Origin of the sequence: Endozoicomonas sp. 4G (genome assembly GCF_023822025.1) — a bacterium.
GTDB lineage: Bacteria > Pseudomonadota > Gammaproteobacteria > Pseudomonadales > Endozoicomonadaceae > Endozoicomonas_A.
This window is the reverse complement of record NZ_CP082909.1, coordinates 2,359,988-2,382,491: the sequence shown is the minus strand read 5'-3', so window position 1 is coordinate 2,382,491 and position 22,504 is coordinate 2,359,988. Positions and strand designations below refer to the sequence as shown.

Sequence of the window (22,504 nt, the reverse complement as noted above, 5' to 3'; positions counted from 1 at the left end):
CTTTTAAACTGGTTTTTCGTGATACAGGAGCGAAAGGAATTCGCTTTATTCTGTGTTTGCATTGACCGCACAGTACCTAAGTCGATTTTCCGCTGCTCCCTCAGGATTCGGAGAGAGTACAAAAATATGAATTCCAGCTCAGGAAATTCTACACCCGCCATTGGTGAGATCACTGCGGCATCAGGTAAGGTTATTGCCATAAAGCCGGATGGAACTCAGGTAATTCTTGAACCAGGAGATAAGGTTTTTCTTAATGATCGGGTGGTATCGGAAAACGGTGAGCCTGTTGTCATTACGACAGCGAATAATCAGGTTCTGGAGCTGAGTGGACAGCAACCACTTACACTGACCGACAGTGTGTTGTCCGGCCAGAGCTCTGAAGATGATGAAGAACAGGCTGATGAAAATCAAGCTGATGAAGAGGGGCGGGATGCCATTACCGAAGGGGTTGACCCCGCTTCCGTGGCAGAAACTCCAGCGGTAGAAGAAAAAGCTTCAGAAGAGCCAGGCTCTGAACAGACAGAGTCCAGACTCGCACCTCCGGATATGCCTGTTATTACCCTTGAAAGCGATGATCAGGCAGATCAGGATTCAGTGGTCGAGTCTTCAGAGATCCTGAATGCCAACAGCAGGTCTGCTAGCAGCAACATTGTTCAGCGACAGCAGGAGGCAGAGAGGGCTGAGAGTGAAGCGGGGTCGGCAGAGCCTGTTGTCGTTTCGTACCAGCCTGTCGCTCAAGTATCTTCAATGGTTGGTAGTGAAGATGCGCCGGTTCTGCAGGGGCAGCTGTCTGCGACGGATGCCGGTGGTGGCGCACTCACCTACTCACTGATATCTGCACCAGAAGCAGGCTCAATCAATATTGATAGTGATGGCTCTTTTGAGTTCAAACCAGGGGCAGAGTTTGATTATCTGGCTGCGGGTGAAAACCAGACGGTTACTTTTGTTTTCGAGGTTATCAATTCACAGGGGAACAGAAGTCAGGCATCCGTAGATATCACGGTAGAAGGTGTTAACGATACACCTGAAGTAGATGCCCCGATTGCTCTTGATGTCAACCAGAATGATTCCGGTATTAGCTTAAACCTTTTAAAGAACGCCAGTGATACAGACCTTAACGATGATCTGTCTGTTACTGGCCTTCGTCTGGTTTCTGGTAATGAGGCTGGTGTTAGCGTGGCTGAAGATGGCTCAGAGGTGATTATTGATCCGGAAGCCTATAAGTACCTGGCCGTTGGAGAGACGGAAACCATTACCTACGAATACCGCGTAACGGATTCGCAGGGAGATTTTACGATTCAAACCGCCAGCATCACACTGGCAGGAAGTAATGATGACCCCGTGGTTCAAGATGCAATTTTGTTGAGGACTGACCAGGACTCGCCATTACAGAACATTGATTTGTTGGCAGGCGCCAGCGATGTGGATCAGACAGATACTTTAAGTGTTATGAGCCTCCGACTCACTGCTGGTGATCCAGTTGGCATAAGCATCTCGGAAGATGGCAACAGCCTATCTCTGGATTCGTCCGCCTATCAGCATTTGGCGGCAGGAGAGTCGGAAACAGTTGAGTACAGCTATCAAGTTGACGACGGTCGAGGAGGAACCGTTAACCAGACTGCCTCAATGACAATTGAAGGCCTCAACGATGCACCCACCATCACCAGTGCCACCGATGTGGCCGGGACTGTCTCTGAAATTATGGACGGCGATGCCGGGGAGAACGGCACCAGTCTGACCGACACTGGTTCCTTTACCATTACTGATGTTGATCTGAGTGACCAGCAGAGCGTCAGTGTCAGTGCTGGAGCCAACGGTTACCTTGGCAGCCTGACAGCTACCGTTGCTGATGATACCCAGGGTGACGGCAGCGGCCGGATCGACTGGAGTTTCAGTGTCGATGATGCCGACGTCGATTACCTAAGTGCAGGAGAGACACTGAACCAAACCTACACCGTGACTGTTGATGACGGCAAAGGCGGTACTGTCGATCAGCAAGTGACCATTACTCTGACCGGTACCAATGATGCACCAACTATCAGCAGTGCCACCGATGTCGCCGGGATGGTCACTGAGATTGTCGATGGTGGCGCCGGTGAGAACAGCAACACCCTGACCGACAATGGCTCCTTCACCATCGCTGATGTTGATCTGAGTGATCAGCAGAGCGTCAGTGTCAGTGCTGGAGCCAACGGTTACCTTGGCAGCCTGACAGCTACCGTTGCTGATGATACCCAGGGTGACGGCAGCGGCCGGATCGACTGGAGTTTCAGTGTTGATGATGCCGACGTCGATTACCTAAGTGCAGGAGAGACACTGAACCAAACCTACACCGTGACTGTTGATGACGGCAAAGGCGGTACTGTCGATCAGCAAGTGACCATCACCCTGACCGGTACTAATGATGCACCAACTATCAGCAGTGCCACCGATGTTGCCGGGATGGTCACCGAGATTGTCGATGGTGGCGCCGGTGAGAACAGCAACACCCTGACCGACAATGGCTCCTTCACCATCGCCGATGTTGATCTGAATGACCAGCAGAGCGTCAGTGTCAGTGCTGGAGCCAACGGTTACCTTGGCAGCCTCACCGCTACCGTAGCGGATGACACCCAGGGTGACGGCAGCGGCCGGATCGACTGGAGTTTCAGTGTCGATGATGCCGACATTGACTATCTGGGCGTCGGCGAGACTCTGACCCAAACCTACACCGTAACTGTTGATGACGGCAAAGGCGGTACTGTCGATCAGCAAGTGACCATCACCCTGACCGGTACTAATGATGCACCAACTATCAGCAGTGCCACCGATGTTGCCGGGATGGTCACTGAGATTGTCGATGGTGGCGCCGGTGAGAACAGCAACACCCTGACCGACAATGGCTCCTTCACCATTGCCGATGTTGATCTGAGTGACCAGCAGAGCGTCAGTGTCAGTGCTGGAGCCAACGGTTACCTTGGCAGCCTCACCGCTACCGTAGCGGATGACACCCAGGGTGACGGCAGCGGCCGGATCGACTGGAGTTTCAGTGTTGATGATGCCGACGTCGATTACCTAAGTGCAGGAGAGACACTGAACCAAACCTACACCGTGACTGTTGATGACGGCAAAGGCGGTACTGTCGATCAGCAAGTGACCATCACCCTGACCGGTACTAATGATGCACCAACTATCAGCAGTGCCACCGATGTCGCCGGGATGGTCACCGAGATTGTCGATGGTGGCGCCGGTGAGAACAGCAACACCCTGACCGACAATGGCTCCTTCACCATTGCCGATGTTGATCTGAATGATCAGCAGAGCGTCAGTGTCAGCGCCAGTGCCAACGGATACCTGGGCAGCCTCACCGCTACCGTAGCGGATGACACCCAGGGTGACGGCAGCGGCCGGATCGACTGGAGTTTCAGTGTCGATGATGCCGACGTCGATTACCTAAGTGCAGGAGAGACACTGAACCAAACCTACACCGTGACTGTTGATGACGGCAAAGGCGGTACTGTCGATCAGCAAGTGACCATTACTCTGACCGGTACCAATGATGCACCAACTATCAGCAGTGCCACCGATGTCGCCGGGATGGTCACCGAGATTGTCGATGGTGGCGCCGGTGAGAACAGCAACACCCTGACCGACAATGGCTCCTTCACCATTGCCGATGTTGATCTGAATGATCAGCAGAGCGTCAGTGTCAGCGCCAGTGCCAACGGATACCTGGGCAGCCTCACCGCTACCGTAGCGGATGACACCCAGGGTGACGGCAGCGGCCGGATCGACTGGAGTTTCAGTGTCGATGATGCCGACGTCGATTACCTAAGTGCAGGTGAGACACTGAACCAAACCTACACCGTGACTGTTGATGACGGCAAAGGCGGTACTGTCGATCAGCAAGTGACCATTACTCTGACCGGTACTAATGATGCACCAACTATCAGCAGTGCCACCGATGTCGCCGGGATGGTCACTGAGATTGTCGATGGTGGCGCCGGTGAGAACAGCAACACCCTGACCGACAATGGCTCCTTCACCATCGCCGATGTTGATCTGAGTGATCAGCAGAGCGTCAGTGTCAGTGCCAGTGCCAACGGATACATGGGCAGCCTCACCGCTACCGTAGCGGATGACACCCAGGGTGACGGCAGCGGCCGGATCGACTGGAGTTTCAGTGTCGATGATGCCGACGTCGATTACCTAAGTGCAGGAGAGACTCTGACCCAAACCTACACTGTAACTGTTGATGACGGCAAAGGCGGTACTGTCGATCAGCAAGTGACCATCACCCTGACCGGTACTAATGATGCACCAACTATCAGCAGTGCCACCGATGTCGCCGGGATGGTCACCGAGATTGTCGATGGTGGTGCCGGTGAGAACAGCAACACCCTGACCGACAATGGCTCTTTCACCATCGCTGATGTTGATCTGAGTGATCAGCAGAGCGTCAGTGTCAGTGCTGGAGCCAACGGTTACCTTGGCAGTCTCACCGCTACCGTAGCGGATGACACCCAGGGTGACGGCAGCGGCCGGATAGACTGGAGTTTCAGTGTCGATGATGCCGACGTCGATTACCTAAGTGCAGGAGAGACACTGAACCAAACCTACACCGTGACTGTTGATGACGGCAAAGGCGGTACTGTCGATCAGCAAGTGACCATTACTCTGACCGGTACCAATGATGCACCAACTATCAGCAGTGCCACCGATGTCGCCGGGATGGTCTCTGAGATTGTCGATGGTGGCGCCGGTGAGAACAGCAACACCCTGACCGACAATGGCTCCTTCACCATCGCTGATGTTGATCTGAGTGATCAGCAGAGCGTCAGTGTCAGTGCTGGAGCCAACGGTTACCTTGGCAGCCTGACAGCTACCGTTGCTGATGATACCCAGGGTGACGGCAGCGGCCGGATCGACTGGAGTTTCAGTGTTGATGATGCCGACGTCGATTACCTAAGTGCAGGAGAGACACTGAACCAAACCTACACCGTGACTGTTGATGACGGCAAAGGCGGTACTGTCGATCAGCAAGTGACCATCACCCTGACCGGTACTAATGATGCACCAACTATCAGCAGTGCCACCGATGTTGCCGGGATGGTCACCGAGATTGTCGATGGTGGCGCCGGTGAGAACAGCAACACCCTGACCGACAATGGCTCCTTCACCATCGCCGATGTTGATCTGAATGACCAGCAGAGCGTCAGTGTCAGTGCTGGAGCCAACGGTTACCTTGGCAGCCTCACCGCTACCGTAGCGGATGACACCCAGGGTGACGGCAGCGGCCGGATCGACTGGAGTTTCAGTGTCGATGATGCCGACATTGACTATCTGGGCGTCGGCGAGACTCTGACCCAAACCTACACCGTAACTGTTGATGACGGCAAAGGCGGTACTGTCGATCAGCAAGTGACCATCACCCTGACCGGTACTAATGATGCACCAACTATCAGCAGTGCCACCGATGTCGCCGGGATGGTCACCGAGATTGTCGATGGTGGTGCCGGTGAGAACAGCAACACCCTGACCGACAATGGCTCTTTCACCATCGCTGATGTTGATCTGAGTGATCAGCAGAGCGTCAGTGTCAGTGCTGGAGCCAACGGTTACCTTGGCAGTCTCACCGCTACCGTAGCGGATGACACCCAGGGTGACGGCAGCGGCCGGATCGACTGGAGTTTCAGTGTCGATGATGCCGACGTCGATTACCTAAGTGCAGGAGAGACACTGAACCAAACCTACACCGTGACTGTTGATGACGGCAAAGGCGGTACTGTCGATCAGCAAGTGACCATTACTCTGACCGGTACCAATGATGCACCAACTATCAGCAGTGCCACCGATGTCGCCGGGATGGTCACTGAGATTGTCGATGGTGGCGCCGGTGAGAACAGCAACACCCTGACCGACAATGGCTCCTTCACCATCGCTGATGTTGATCTGAGTGATCAGCAGAGCGTCAGTGTCAGTGCTGGAGCCAACGGTTACCTTGGCAGCCTGACAGCTACCGTTGCTGATGATACCCAGGGTGACGGCAGCGGCCGGATCGACTGGAGTTTCAGTGTTGATGATGCCGACGTCGATTACCTAAGTGCAGGAGAGACACTGAACCAAACCTACACCGTGACTGTTGATGACGGCAAAGGCGGTACTGTCGATCAGCAAGTGACCATCACCCTGACCGGTACTAATGATGCACCAACTATCAGCAGTGCCACCGATGTTGCCGGGATGGTCACCGAGATTGTCGATGGTGGCGCCGGTGAGAACAGCAACACCCTGACCGACAATGGCTCCTTCACCATCGCCGATGTTGATCTGAATGACCAGCAGAGCGTCAGTGTCAGTGCTGGAGCCAACGGTTACCTTGGCAGCCTCACCGCTACCGTAGCGGATGACACCCAGGGTGACGGCAGCGGCCGGATCGACTGGAGTTTCAGTGTCGATGATGCCGACATTGACTATCTGGGCGTCGGCGAGACTCTGACCCAAACCTACACCGTAACTGTTGATGACGGCAAAGGCGGTACTGTCGATCAGCAAGTGACCATCACCCTGACCGGTACTAATGATGCACCAACTATCAGCAGTGCCACCGATGTTGCCGGGATGGTCACCGAGATTGTCGATGGTGGCGCCGGTGAGAACAGCAACACCCTGACCGACAATGGCTCATTCACCATCGCCGATGTTGATCTGAATGACCAGCAGAGTGTCAGTGTCAGTGCTGGAGCCAACGGTTATCTGGGCAGCCTGACGGCTACCGTGGCAGACGACACCCAGGGTGATGGCAGCGGCCGGATCGACTGGAGCTTCAGTGTTGATGATGCCGACATTGATTACCTGAGTGCCGGTGAAACCTTAAACCAGACTTACACCGTCACTGTTAATGACGGGGAAGGTGGTACCGTTGATCAGCAGGTGACTATCACAATAACCGGCACCAACGATGCACCTACTATCACGAGTGCCACCGATGTTGCCGGGGCGGTCACCGAGATTGTCGACGGTGGTGCCGGTGAAAACAGCAACAGCCTGACTGACACCGGCTCGTTCACCATTGCTGATGTCGATCTTTCAGACCAGCAGACGGTCAGCGTCAGTGCCGGAGCCAATGGTTATCTGGGTAGCCTGACGGCTACCGTGGCGGATGACACCCAGGGTGATGGCAACGGCCGGATCGACTGGAGCTTCAGTGTTGATGATGCCGACATTGATTACCTGAGTGCCGGTGAAACCTTAAACCAGACTTACACCGTCACTGTTAATGACGGGGAAGGTGGTACCGTTGATCAGCAGGTGACTATCACAATAACCGGCACCAACGATGCACCTACTATCACGAGTGCCACCGATGTTGCCGGGGCGGTCACCGAGATTGTCGACGGTGGTGCCGGTGAAAACAGCAACAGCCTGACTGACACCGGCTCGTTCACCATTGCTGATGTCGATCTTTCAGACCAGCAGACGGTCAGCGTCAGTGCCGGAGCCAACGGTTATCTGGGCAGCCTGACGGCTACCGTGGTAGACGACACCCAGGGTGATGGCAGCGGCCGGATCGACTGGAGTTTCAGTGTTGATGATGCCGACATTGATTACCTGAGTGCCGGTGAAACCTTAAACCAGACTTACACCGTCACTGTTAATGACGGGGAAGGTGGTACCGTTGATCAGCAGGTGACTATCACAATAACCGGTACCAACGATGCACCTACTATCACCAGTGCCACCGATATTGCCGGGGCGGTCACCGAGATTGTCGACGGTGGTGCCGGTGAAAACAGCAACAGCCTGACTGACACCGGCTCGTTCACCATTGCTGATGTCGATCTTTCAGACCAGCAGACGGTCAGCGTCAGTGCCGGAGCCAATGGTTATCTGGGTAGCCTGACGGCTACCGTGGCGGATGACACCCAGGGTGATGGCAACGGCCGGATCGACTGGAGCTTCAGTGTTGATGATGCCGACATTGATTACCTGAGTGCCGGTGAAACCTTAAACCAGACTTACACCGTCACTGTTAATGACGGGGAAGGTGGTACCGTTGATCAGCAGGTGACTATCACAATAACCGGCACCAACGATGCACCTACTATCACCAGTGCCACCGATGTTGCCGGGGCGGTCACCGAGATTGTCGACGGTGGTGCCGGTGAAAACAGCAACAGCCTGACTGACACCGGCTCGTTCACCATTGCTGATGTCGATCTTTCAGACCAGCAGACGGTCAGCGTCAGTGCCGGAGCCAATGGTTATCTGGGTAGCCTGACGGCTACCGTGGCGGATGACACCCAGGGTGATGGCAGCGGCCGGATCGACTGGAGTTTCAGTGTTGATGATGCCGACGTCGATTACCTAAGTGCAGGTGAGACACTGAACCAAACTTACACCGTGACTGTTAATGATGGCAAAGGCGGTACTGTCGATCAGCAAGTGACCATCACCCTGACCGGTACTAATGATGCACCAACTATTAGCAGTGTCACCGATGTCGCCGGGATGGTCACCGAGATTGTCGATGGTGGCGCCGGTGAGAACAGCAATACCCTGACCGACAATGGCTCCTTCACCATCGCCGATGTTGATCTGAATGACCAGCAGAGTGTCAGTGTCAGTGCTGGAGCCAACGGTTACCTTGGCAGCCTCACTGCTACCGTAGCCGATGATACCCAGGGTGACGGCAGTGGCCGGATCGACTGGAGTTTCAGTGTTGATGATGCCGACGTCGATCACCTGGCTGCCGGTCAGACCCTGACCCAAACTTACACCGTCACTGTTGACGATGGCGAAGGCGGTACCGTCGATCAGCAGGTGACTATCACCCTGACCGGTACTAATGATGCACCAACTATTAGCAGTGCCACCGATGTCGCCGGGATGGTCACTGAGATTGTCGATGGTGGTGCCGGTGAGAACAGCAATACCCTGACTGACAATGGCTCCTTCACCATCGCCGATGTTGATCTGAATGACCAGCAGAGTGTCAGTGTCAGTGCTGGAGCCAACGGTTATCTGGGCAGCCTGACGGCTACCGTGGTAGACGACACCCAGGGTGATGGCAGCGGCCGGATCGACTGGAGTTTCAGTGTTGATGATGCCGACATTGATTACCTGAGTGCCGGTGAAACCTTAAACCAGACTTACACCGTCACTGTTAATGACGGGGAAGGTGGTACCGTTGATCAGCAGGTGACTATCACAATAACCGGCACCAACGATGCACCTACTATCACGAGTGCCACCGATGTTGCCGGGGCGGTCACCGAGATTGTCGACGGTGGTGCCGGTGAAAACAGCAACAGCCTGACTGACACCGGCTCGTTCACCATTGCTGATGTCGATCTTTCAGACCAGCAGACGGTCAGCGTCAGTGCCGGAGCCAATGGTTATCTGGGTAGCCTGACGGCTACCGTGGCGGATGACACCCAGGGTGATGGCAACGGCCGGATCGACTGGAGCTTCAGTGTTGATGATGCCGACATTGATTACCTGAGTGCCGGTGAAACCTTAAACCAGACTTACACCGTCACTGTTAATGACGGGGAAGGTGGTACCGTTGATCAGCAGGTGACTATCACAATAACCGGCACCAACGATGCACCTACTATCACGAGTGCCACCGATGTTGCCGGGGCGGTCACCGAGATTGTCGACGGTGGTGCCGGTGAAAACAGCAACAGCCTGACTGACACCGGCTCGTTCACCATTGCTGATGTCGATCTTTCAGACCAGCAGACGGTCAGCGTCAGTGCCGGAGCCAATGGTTATCTGGGTAGCCTGACGGCTACCGTGGCGGATGACACCCAGGGTGACGGCAGTGGCCGGATCGACTGGAGTTTCAGTGTTGATGATGCCGACATTGATTACCTGAGTGCCGGTGAAACCTTAAACCAGACTTACACCGTCACTGTTAATGACGGGGAAGGTGGTACCGTTGATCAGCAGGTGACTATCACAATAACCGGCACCAACGATGCACCTACTATCACGAGTGCCACCGATGTTGCCGGGGCGGTCACCGAGATTGTCGACGGTGGTGCCGGTGAAAACAGCAACAGCCTGACTGACACCGGCTCGTTCACCATTGCTGATGTCGATCTTTCAGACCAGCAGACGGTCAGCGTCAGTGCCGGAGCCAATGGTTATCTGGGCAGCCTGACGGCTACCGTGGTAGACGACACCCAGGGTGATGGCAGCGGCCGGATCGACTGGAGTTTCAGTGTTGATGATGCCGACATTGATTACCTGAGTGCCGGTGAAACCTTAAACCAGACTTACACCGTCACTGTTAATGACGGGGAAGGTGGTACCGTTGATCAGCAGGTGACTATCACAATAACCGGCACCAACGATGCACCTACTATCACGAGTGCCACCGATGTTGCCGGGGCGGTCACCGAGATTGTCGACGGTGGTGCCGGTGAAAACAGCAACAGCCTGACTGACACCGGCTCGTTCACCATTGCTGATGTCGATCTTTCAGACCAGCAGACGGTCAGCGTCAGTGCCGGAGCCAATGGTTATCTGGGTAGCCTGACGGCTACCGTGGCGGATGACACCCAGGGTGATGGCAGCGGCCGGATCGACTGGAGTTTCAGTGTTGATGATGCCGACATTGATTACCTGAGTGCCGGTGAAACCTTAAACCAGACTTACACCGTCACTGTTAATGACGGGGAAGGTGGTACCGTTGATCAGCAGGTGACTATCACAATAACCGGTACCAACGATGCACCTACTATCACCAGTGCCACCGATGTTGCCGGGGCGGTCACCGAGATTGTCGACGGTGGTGCCGGTGAAAACAGCAACAGCCTGACTGACACCGGCTCGTTCACCATTGCTGATGTCGATCTTTCAGACCAGCAGACGGTCAGCGTCAGTGCTGGAGCCAACGGTTACCTTGGCAGCCTGACGGCTACCGTGGCGGATGACACCCAGGGTGACGGCAGTGGCCGGATCGACTGGAGTTTCAGTGTTGATGATGCCGACATTGATTACCTGAGTGCCGGTGAAACCTTAAACCAGACTTACACCGTCACTGTTAATGACGGGGAAGGTGGTACCGTTGATCAGCAGGTGACTATCACAATAACCGGTACCAACGATGCACCTACTATCACCAGTGCCACCGATGTCGCCGGGATGGTCACTGAGATTGTCGATGGTGGCGCCGGTGAGAACAGCAATACCCTGACTGACAATGGCTCCTTCACCATCGCCGATGTTGATCTGAATGACCAGCAGACTGTCAGCGTCAGTGCTGGAGCCAACGGTTACCTTGGCAGCCTGACAGCTACCGTAGCGGATGACACCCAGGGTGACGGCAGCGGCCGGATCGACTGGAGTTTCAGTGTTGATGATGCCGACGTCGATTACCTAAGTGCAGGTGAGACACTGAACCAAACTTACACCGTGACTGTTGATGACGGCAAAGGCGGTACTGTCGATCAGCAAGTGACCATCACCCTGACCGGTACTAATGATGCACCAACTATTAGCAGTGCCACCGATGTCGCCGGGATGGTCACTGAGATTGTCGATGGTGGTGTCGGTGAGAACAGCAACACCCTGACCGACAATGGCTCCTTCACCATCGCCGATGTTGATCTAAATGACCAGCAGAGCGTCAGTGTCAGTGCTGGAGCCAACGGTTACCTTGGCAGCCTGACAGCTACCGTTGCTGATGATACCCAGGGTGACGGCAGCGGCCGGATCGACTGGAGTTTCAGTGTCGATGATGCCGACGTCGATTACCTAAGTGCAGGTGAGACACTGAACCAAACTTACACCGTGACTGTTGATGACGGCAAAGGCGGTACTGTCGATCAGCAGGTGACCATCACCCTGACCGGTACTAATGATGCACCAACTATTAGCAGTGCCACCGATGTCGCCGGGATGGTCACTGAGATTGTCGATGGTGGTGTCGGTGAGAACAGCAACACCCTGACCGACAATGGCTCCTTCACCATCGCCGATGTTGATCTAAATGACCAGCAGAGCGTCAGTGTCAGTGCTGGAGCCAACGGTTACCTTGGCAGCCTGACAGCTACCGTTGCTGATGATACCCAGGGTGACGGCAGCGGCCGGATCGACTGGAGTTTCAGTGTCGATGATGCCGACGTCGATTACCTAAGTGCAGGTGAGACACTGAACCAAACTTACACCGTGACTGTTGATGACGGCAAAGGCGGTACTGTCGATCAGCAGGTGACTATCACAATAACCGGCACCAACGATGCACCTACTATCACGAGTGCCACCGATGTTGCCGGGGCGGTCACCGAGATTGTCGACGGTGGTGCCGGTGAAAACAGCAACAGTCTGACTGACACTGGCTCGTTCACCATTGCCGATGTTGATTTTTCAGACCAGCAGACTGTCAGCGTCAGTGCCGGAGCCAATGGCTACTTGGGTAGTTTGACGGCGACCGTGGCGGACGACACCCAGGGCGATGGCAGCGGCCGTATCGACTGGAGTTTCAGTGTTAATGATGCCGACATTGATTACCTGGGTGCCGGTCAGACTCTGACCCAGACTTACACCGTCACTGTTAATGACGGGGAAGGAGGTACCGTTGATCAGCAGGTGACCATAACAATAACCGGCACTAACGATGCGGCGGTGATCAATGGTACGGACACCGGCAGTGTCACTGAAGATGCGGGTAATATCCTGACTGCCACTGGCAGCCTGAGTGTGAACGATGTGGATAACGGCGAAGGGAGTTTTACCGGAGAGACCATAACTGGCACCTATGGTTCACTGACCATGAACACCGATGGCAGCTGGAGCTACTCAGCGGATAATAGTCAGTCAGCTATCCAGTCACTGGGTGATGGTGACACTTTGACCGAGACGGTGATGGTGAAGTCCCTGGATGGCACTAGCCACAATATTGTTATTACCATTAACGGCACCGATGATGCTGCGGTGATCACTGGTGCAGACACCGGCAGCGTCACTGAAGACGTCGGCAACATTCTAACCACTTCCGGTAGCCTGAGTGTGACTGATATAGATGATAGCGTTGTTGGTTTCCAAAATCAGACTATCAATCGTGATTACGGTTCGCTAACTATTGACGCCAATGGTAACTGGAGCTATTCGGCAAACAGCAGCCAACCCGCTATTCAGGCTCTGGGAGTCGGTGACAGTCTGACCGAAACAATCACTGTACGAGCTGTGGATGGCACCACGCATGACATCGTCATTACGATTAATGGCAGCAACGACGCTGCAGTTATCACGGGCACCGACACAGGCACTGTTACGGAAGATGCCGGAGCGACCCTTACTACTTCCGGTGTCCTGAGTGCCACAGACACTGATAGTGGTGAGTCCGGCTTCACTGCAGCCACCCACACTGGTACCTATGGCGATCTGACCATTGATGCTAATGGCAATTGGACTTATTCCGCTAACAACAACCAGTCAGCGATTCAGGCACTGGGAGACGGTGACAGCCTGACAGAAACGATTACTGTCCAGTCCGCGGATGGAACTTCCCACGCTGTTGTGATCACTATAGATGGCAGTAATGATGCGCCCACCGCAGCCAGTAGTACTCTGAAACTGCACGAAGGGGCGCAACATACCTTTACGGAGTCAGAGTTTGGTTTTGGCGATGTCGATGCCGGAAGTGCCCTTGCTTCAGTTGAAGTTACTTCTCTACCTGCTACAGGTACTTTATCTCTCAATGGTAATCCTGTAACGGTTAATCAAGTCATCAGTGCGAATGATATTTCCAATCTGGTCTTTACTGCGGATGCAAGTATAAGCGGTAGCCGCCACGGTATTCTTCGCTTTAAGGTGAGTGATGGCGCTCTGGAAAGTAACATCTACAGTATTGACTTTGTCACGCCATTAAAAATCGATTCAGTTATTCTGAATAGCAATTTTGAACCAGTGATTAGTGGTAAAGGCCAACCCGGCAGCTCACTGGAATTTACTATCAACAGTAACAACTACACGGCAACGGCGGATGGTGATGGTAACTTCACTTACACAGCCCCTCTGGTTTTGGAGGATTCCGATGCATTATCAATCAGTCTGACCGCCAAAGATGCCAGTAATAATATACTTGCTACAACCAGCTATAGTGCCGATGTCTCTCGCGGAGACGGTGAGGATGATACCCTGTCGGGAGGTGCTGGGTATGACCTGATGGAAGGTGGAGCGGGCAGTGACCAGATCAGTGGTGGAGCCGGTGATGATATTATTCAAGGTAACCAGCTTAATACCGGTGGACGATTTGGTGAACTGCTGGATAACACCGATTTTAGTGACTACACAACACAGGCAAATCATGGCAATAATCGCGACGTTATTCTTGATGACTGGACAGCCGTAAATACCGCCTCCATCACCAGTACCAGCGAGACGGTTGATGCAACACTCCTGGCACAGATTACCTCTAAGTCCTGGGACGCCAGTGCTCTCGCCAGTCTCTCGGACCCCACCCCTCAGGTTGAATTAAACCTGCATGACGGAACACCGGACTCATTGGTGCAGGAAGTGACAACGGTTAATGGTGCAACCTACACCCTGGAATTCGAGAGCATTGGTCGTTCTGGTGTCAGTAACCCTCAGGTAGAGGTATGGTGGGATGGCTCGTACGTCACAACATTTACCGCCAGTTCAGACTGGGACACATTTTCACTCACAGTAACGGGTGATGGCACGGTACAGAGTCTGATGTTACGTGAGCCCGGTCATGGGAATGCTGGCCCAGTCATTAATAATGTCGTCTTGTCGGGTTTATTGCCGGATGGTTCTGGGGACAGTGGTAATTTGATCAAAAATGGCGATTTTAGTAATTATTCCGTTCAGGTTGACCATGGTAGTTGGCAAGAGGCGCGGATCGATCACTGGCGGAATCTGGATACCAGTAGCATAACCAATAATAATTATTCTACCGGTGTTGACATGAGTAGCCTCACCACCGAGAACAATGCAGAACTGGCTGGTTGGGCACCACTAAAAACAGATAATACTGCCCGGCTGGAGCTGGATGGTAATAGCACCAACATTGACGCTATGTATCAGCAAGTAGACACTGTGGATGGCGAAATCTATACCCTGACTTTTGAGGCTTACACACGTAAAGCTGGCTCTGGTGATGTAGAAATCTGGTGGGGTGACCAATATGTTAAAACGATAGCGATCGGTACCAGCTGGGCAGAACATACTGTTGATGTGACAGGTGACGGTTCCCGCCAAACCCTGATGATTCGGGAAGTGGCCGGGCAGAATGATGGAGAGGGAACCATTCTGAACAATATCAGCCTTCGGGGTGTCCTGCCCGAAGTGGATATTCTGGATGGTGGCAGTGGTGAGGACCAGATTTTCGGCTCCAGTGGTAATGATGTCATTACAGGTGGTGCCGACAGTGACACCATCACCACAGGTGCAGGTCGGGATCGTTTGGTCTGGCAGGCTGGGAATGAAGGCACGGCCAGTGCTCCAGCTGTTGACAAGATTACCGATTTTACCGTTGGTGCCGGTGGCGATATTCTTGATTTGCACAACATGCTCAGTGGTGAGGAAAACACGGCTGCTGACCAGTTCATCCATTTTCGTATCGAAGGCAGCGATACCATAATCGATATCAGTACGACTGCCAGTGGCCCAGTGGTACAGCAGATAGTTCTGGAAAATACTGACCTGTCGTCTCTGGGCAATACGGATCAGGAAATCATTGAGCAGATGTTTAACGATAGACAGTTAGTCCTGAACCGAAGCCTTGCCATTGACACCGTGATGGAAGACGACCAGATCGGTGCTGACGAGGAGAATGCAGTATTGGTTTCTGGTGTCGGTGAGCCCGGGGCCACTATTCAGATCGATATTGAAGACTCCTCGGCTACCACTATTTCTGCAAACATCTCTGTTGAGATAGATGGTACCTGGAGTCTGGCTGGTAATGTTCTGGATGTGAGCAGCCTGTCTGACGGCGAACTGGACATTACCGTTACCCAGACCGACAGTGCTGGTAATACCACAACGGATACTTCAACCGTCATCTTCTCCGGTACCGCCCCCACCTTGTCCTCTGCTGAAATCGTGGCCAACACCCAGAATCTGGTGCTGACTTTTAGTGAAAATATGGACAGGGACAGCATTCCTGACCTGGCTGACTTTGATGTGGCCATTGATGGTAGTGCCGTCAATGTTCTAAATATCTCCTACCTCAACGATACCCAGATTCGCCTCAGCCTGGACACTGCGGTCAGTCCCTCGGGTAATTTGACGCTTGATTACACGCCGGGCAGTAATGTTCTTCAGGAACAAGTAGGGATCAACCCGTTTGCGGCATTGAGCGGTTTTTCAGCCACGGTGACACCTGATGTTTCAGCAGCAGTCCGCCAGAATATGACCGTAGAGGGTGACCAGCTGATTATTGATTACAATGAAGCTCTTGATCCCGCCAGTGTTCCTGATGTCAGCGCTTTCAACCTGTCTCTGGTGGGTGGCGGTAGCCGCACGGTATCAAACGTCAGTATTTCCGGTAGCCGAATGACACTCACCCTGGACAGCCCGGTTGGCGATGCGGATATTGTTCAGTTGTCCTACAGCGTGGTGGATGCCAGCAATAATGGGGGCGGTCCCGTTCAAGACGCTCAGGGCAATGATAGCAGTGATTTCACCAGTGCCCTGGTTGAGAATAATACCGACACCTCAGTACCTATTCTCAACAATGCTGTGGTAGAAGGTGATACTCTCGTCCTGACTTACTCAGAGGATCTGAATGAGAGTGTCAGCCTGACCGGTATTCTGGATGTTGAGGTAGCGGGTACCAGCAGGTTGGTCAGCAGTGCTACGATCAGTGGCAATCAGGTGACGGTGCAGCTGGCCAGTCCTGTGGCAGATGGGGAGTCGGTGACGTTCAGCTACAGTCCGTCCAGTGCTGACAGCAATAGTAACAACGATCGGGTAGAAGACTTGCGAGGCTTTGATGCCGCTGCCCTCAACCATGGCGACGTGACCGTCAGCAATATCACGGATACCATTTCACCCAGCCTCTCCACCGCCGAGGTGGATGGTAACACTGTGACATTAAGCTTCAGTGAGGCATTGAATGCTAATGCCACCATCAACCCCTCCCTGTTCAGTATTGTCGTGGATGGGCAAAGTGAATCGGTCAGTAGCCTTGCGATCAATGGTCAACAACTGACCCTGACGCTTTCCAAAGCGATTACAGATGGCCAGTCGGTCACCCTGGATTACACTCCGCCCGCTGCGGGCAGTGCCCTGGACAATGATCGCCTGGAAGACCTTGTCGGCAATGACACTTCTTCGATAGCCAGCTTCTCTGTCGACAACGTGACCAACAGCGGTGGTAACCCGGAAGTCGTGCGCCTTTACAGTGATGACGCGGATCAGTGGTATCGCGATGGTGACACCATTACCGTCAAGGTAGAGTTTTCTGAGCCGGTTCAGGTGACAGGGGATCCAACCCTGCAGCTGGAAACAGGAACCATTGACCGCCTTGCTACCTACAGCGGTGGGACAGGAACGAATGTCCTGTCATTTACCTACACAGTGGCGAACCCTGATGAGTCCGCCGACCTTAATGCACTATCCACCTCCGCACTGGATCTTGGTGGCGGTACGATTACCGACCTTTTAGGTAACAACGCAGACTTGCTCCTGCCTGAGCTGAATGAAGCCGGAGCCCTGGCCCAACAAAACGACATCAGGATTGATACGGTGTCTCCTACCGTAGGACTGAGCAGCAGCTCAGCCAGTTCAGCGGGCATTTTGACGCTCTCTGGCGATGGTTTCAGCTCACTGTTGTCACCAGGTGAGTCTACCGATACCGATCTGACTGGCAGACTGGACTGGTCAAAACTTTCATGGCGGGTTGTTGACAGTAGCGGTAGTAACACGGATATCAGCTTTAGTGCTGCTGATATTGACTCCGCTCTGGCCGTGAACGATCAACAATTGAACATTAAGATCAGCAGTAGCAAGCTTTCCAGCATGCGTGCCACTTCAGGCTATGGTAATGAGGGAGGTATGGATCTGATCCGGATTACCAGTGATGGCTTCTTCCAGGATGCGGCTGGTAACACCATGAATGATGGCAACAGTGCTGGCGTGGAGATCTTCATACTGCCTCCTGATGGTATTGCACCTTCTGTCAACGGTATCACCAGCCTGACGGCCGATGGGGAATACGCAACGGGTTCCGTTATCCGTTTGCAGGTGAGCTTTGATGAAGCCGTGGAGGTGACGGGTACACCGGTACTGTTGATGGGTACTGGTGACAATATCTCTGTTGCCCGGTTCAGTTCCGGGTCTGGCACCCAGGAGCTGGTGTTTGAGTACACTGTTCAGCCAGGGGATGAGGCACCGGACCTGGATGTACTGAGTGCCAGCGCCCTGCAGCTCAATGGTGGCACCATCAAAGATTTATCGGGCAATGCCGCTGTGCTGACGGTTCCTGTTGCTGCCAATAGCGATTCGCTGGCCAGTACCGCGGATATCATGATCGACGGCTCCGCCCCAGATGTGTCTATTACCGGGGTTACTCTGGCTCCCGAGGGCGCCAATGATCAAAAACTGACCATCAATGGCAGTGGTTTTGATGCGTTATTGGGCAGTGGCGAATCCGTTGGCTTGAGCCTGACAGGAGATGCTCTGTCACGGTTTGACTGGAGCAAGCTCTCTATAAAACTGAAACAGCCTGATGGTAGCTTTGAAAGTGTCAGTCTTGACGCCTCCGATATTGGTTCAGTAGAGATTCACAATAACCGGCTTGAGATTGTTATTGATGAAGGCGTCAACAAGGTACTGGACAACAATGGTTTCAGTACCGTATCAGGGGACACAGCACTGGATATCAGTCAAGGCTTTATGGCTGACCGGGCGGGCAACCGATCTACTACCGATGCTCTTGCGGATCAGGCGGTCACTGTCACCAGCAACGGCGCTACGGTTCTTAATGTTTCCTCCGACACCGTAGATGGAAGCTATCAGGCCGGTGATGAAATTCTGATTCGCGTACGGTTCAGTGAAAAGGTCTCGCTGCAAAATTACGACCCTAATAATGACCCTCTCTTGTTGTTGCTTAATGACAGACAGCCGACCCAGGCCGATCCTTATGGGGGTAATGCCGTTTATGTCTCAGGCGATGGCACCAGGGAATTTGTGTTCCGCCATACCGTGAGTGCCGGGGAAAACATTGATGACCTTAACTATCGTGATACCAGTTCCCTGACGTTCAGTACCGGCATTTCTGCAGGCTCCCTGGTCAACGGTGCAGGCAGTAATGTCAGCCTGACATTGCCCGGAACCGCCAGCACTGAATCACTGGCCGGTAGCAGTGACATTGTTATTGACACAGATGCAGCTACCACCACCATCACCAGTGCCGCCTACGATGAAAACAACAACCAGCTCCTGCTGAAGGGAGCGGATTTTGATCAACTGCTGAACAACAGCGAAAGTGCCACCGCCGATCTTTCAGGCAGGCTGGACTGGAGCAAGCTGGTGATTGATATCGATAAGGATGACGGTATCACACAAAACGTCAGCTTCTCTGCCAGTGATGTGACGGTTGCCCGTCTGGCGGGAGCGGATACCCTGTCAATCCAGTTAACTGATGCCAAGGCCACCGAACTTGAGGGCATATTTGGCTATAAGGGTTCAGAGGATGGCGTTGATATCCAGGCAGGATTCCTGAGGGATTTGGCGGGTAACGAAGGTGCCGCAGCCACCAGTGACCTGACCCTGGATTACACCGACATTGCTGCACCGACGGTGTTGCAGGTACGCCTTGAAGATCCCGGTCAATTTATCACCGGAGAACAGGTGGTTATTCTCGTTCAGCTCAGTGAGTCAGTGAACATCAGTGGTATTGATGCTTCCGATGCCAGCACCTACCCAACGCTGAATCTGAATAACGGCGCCGTAGCCACCTACGACAGTGGTGCTGGTAGCGATATATTAAGGTTTGTCTACACCGTTGGTGCGGGTAACAGTGAAAACAGCCAGGGGCTTAACTACGCTTCAGATTCTGCGCTGACCATACCTGCCGGGGTCATGGTCTTTGATTCCGCAGGGAACAGCATGCTTGCCACGCTGCCTCCGGTTAACAGTAACGATGCGCTGGCCCAGACGGGCAGTGCCATCATAGATGTTAATGCTCCGGAAATTACCGCAGTCAACAGCCTGACCTCCGACGGCCCTTACAACGAGGGCAAGGTAATCCAGATTGAGGTGTCTTTCACTGAAGCCGTTGATATTTCTGGAGTTCCAGCCCTTAACCTGGATACCGGTGGCCAGGCCACCTACTCCAGTGGTGCCGGAACGGACAAACTGGTGTTCAATTATACGATTGGCAGTGGTCAAGACAGCTCAGACCTTGATGTCAGCAGCCTGGATCTGTCCAACGGCAGCATTACCGACCTGGCCGGTAATTCAGTGGATGTTAGCACCCTTCCGACGGGGGCTCAGGCCAACTCACTGGCAAGCAATGCAGCACTTGAAGTTGATACAACCAACCCTTCCTTACCGGGTCTGGGTGCGGTTAACTTCTGGGTTGGTAGCGACGGCTATTCGCCGGGCCGGATATTTATTTATTCAGATGGTAATCAAGCGCTTAATTCCAACGAAGTCAGCCAGATGACGCCTGACTGGAGCAAGCTGTACGTTGAAAATACAGAGACTGGCGAGCGGCATTATTTCAAGGCAGATGATTTTTCGGCCAGCAGTTTTGAACGGCACTCATCAATAAATCATGAGATGAAAATAGACCTGAACCAGAGTGGGGCTGATGCGTTTGAAAAAAACTTCCGGGGCTACAGTGACTGGCCAGACACTATGGTTGTACATGTTGAAGAAGGGTTTCTGGTAGACCGTGCTGGCAACGGCTATTCTTTTTCATCACCGTCAAACGGTCTGGATATGGAAATTCTCTCTCCTACGGATACGCCAACCGCGCAGGGGAGGCAAGGTAACAAAATTACGGATGTTCGTGTTGTCTCTGTGAATGACACTTATAAAGCCGGTGAAGAGTTGTTGATTCAGGTGGATTTCAACCATGTGGTTAAACTTGACTACAGTACAACACCTGAACTCCGGTTTAATATTGGCGGCACGCAACAAACCGCAGTACTGGACACGAATGCCCACTTATCCGGCGAGTACAACAACAGCTTTTTATACCGTTATACAATTCAGAGTGGCGATAATGTCACTGGCAGTATCTCCCTTGCGGCGTCCAACCCCATCGATACAGTATTCAAGGAACCTGCAACTTCTTCATGGACTAATGGCGCTATCACTGTCAATTCAGAGCAGAGTATCGCCCTGACAGCACCTTCAGGAGCAGGTTCCCTGGATAACAACAGTTCAGATCTGATTATCGATACGACTGCTCCGCTCACCACCATTGCCTCGGCCAGTTATGACCCCGATACCAATCAGCTGGAGCTGTCGGGTTCAAACTTCAATGATATTTTAAGTGGCAATACCGCCGCTGACAGTGCTGAGTTAAGGCTGGTGCTGGACTGGAGCAAGCTCAGCTATAAGGTCAACGGCTCACTGACCGAGAGCTTCAGTGAAGATGACGTGTTGTCTGCCAAAGTGCTGGATAACAATAAACTCATTATTGAGTTGGCAGCGGCCAAGGCTGACAGTATCGAAACCAACTCCGGTGGTGATTATAGCGATGATGCGCTGGATATCTCCGCCGGGTTTATCAAGGATCTGGCGGGCAACGTGTCAACCACCGATGCGCTCTCTGCAGGCAGTGTGACCCAGTCGGATCTGAAAGCGCCTGATTTAACCTCATCTCTGGCTTCCAGTAATGAGCTGGTGCTGGGCTTCTCCGAAGCCATTTCCGGCTCGCCCTCAAACTCTGACTTTACCGTTCAAATTGATGGCAGTGCACGTCTGGTGACTGGCGTTGCCATAAACGGCCAGGAAGTTACCGTGACCTTTGATGGCGCCCAGATTGACAGCTCAGAACAGTTACTATTCAGCTACACCGGCAGTAGCCTGAGTGACAGCAGTGGTAATGATGTGGCCAGCATCAGCGACCGGGTGGCAGGCTTTGACCATAGTTCCAGTGCCGGTTTGGACACTCTGATTGGCGATATCGGGGACGATATTTTCACCATTGACCATGACGACGTCACTGCTTCTGGTGGTTTGGGGGCTGATATCTTTGATTTTAATGCCACCGGCACAGCGCAAAACCCTGCCGAGCTGATTATTACCGATTTCAATACCGATGAAGGCGACGTGCTGAAGCTGGATGATATCCTGGTGGATCCAAGTGACAGCCTTGATGAGCATTTCCATTTTGTTGCCAGCGGCAATGATACCGTGATGGAGATCAGTGACACCGCCAATGGTGATGTCACCAAGAAAGTTACGTTCAAGGATGTTGATCTGTTCGCCCTGGGCGGAAGTGATGCTGATATTCTTAACAACCTTATGGATAACAATAATTTGGATCATGGCTCCTAAAGCCTGTTATTTTTCGATTGGCACATTT

The 22,504-nt window shown here is 53.3% G+C and carries 1 protein-coding gene; it reads left to right on the top strand.

All coding sequences use genetic code 11. The annotated features are described in order from the left end of the window. The first annotated feature begins 126 nt into the window (after positions 1–126). A complete protein-coding gene (locus K7B67_RS09240; RefSeq protein ID WP_252180059.1) occupies positions 127–22,476 on the top strand; it encodes a VCBS domain-containing protein in 22,350 nt (7,449 codons plus the stop codon). Positions 22,477–22,504 lie beyond the last annotated feature (28 nt).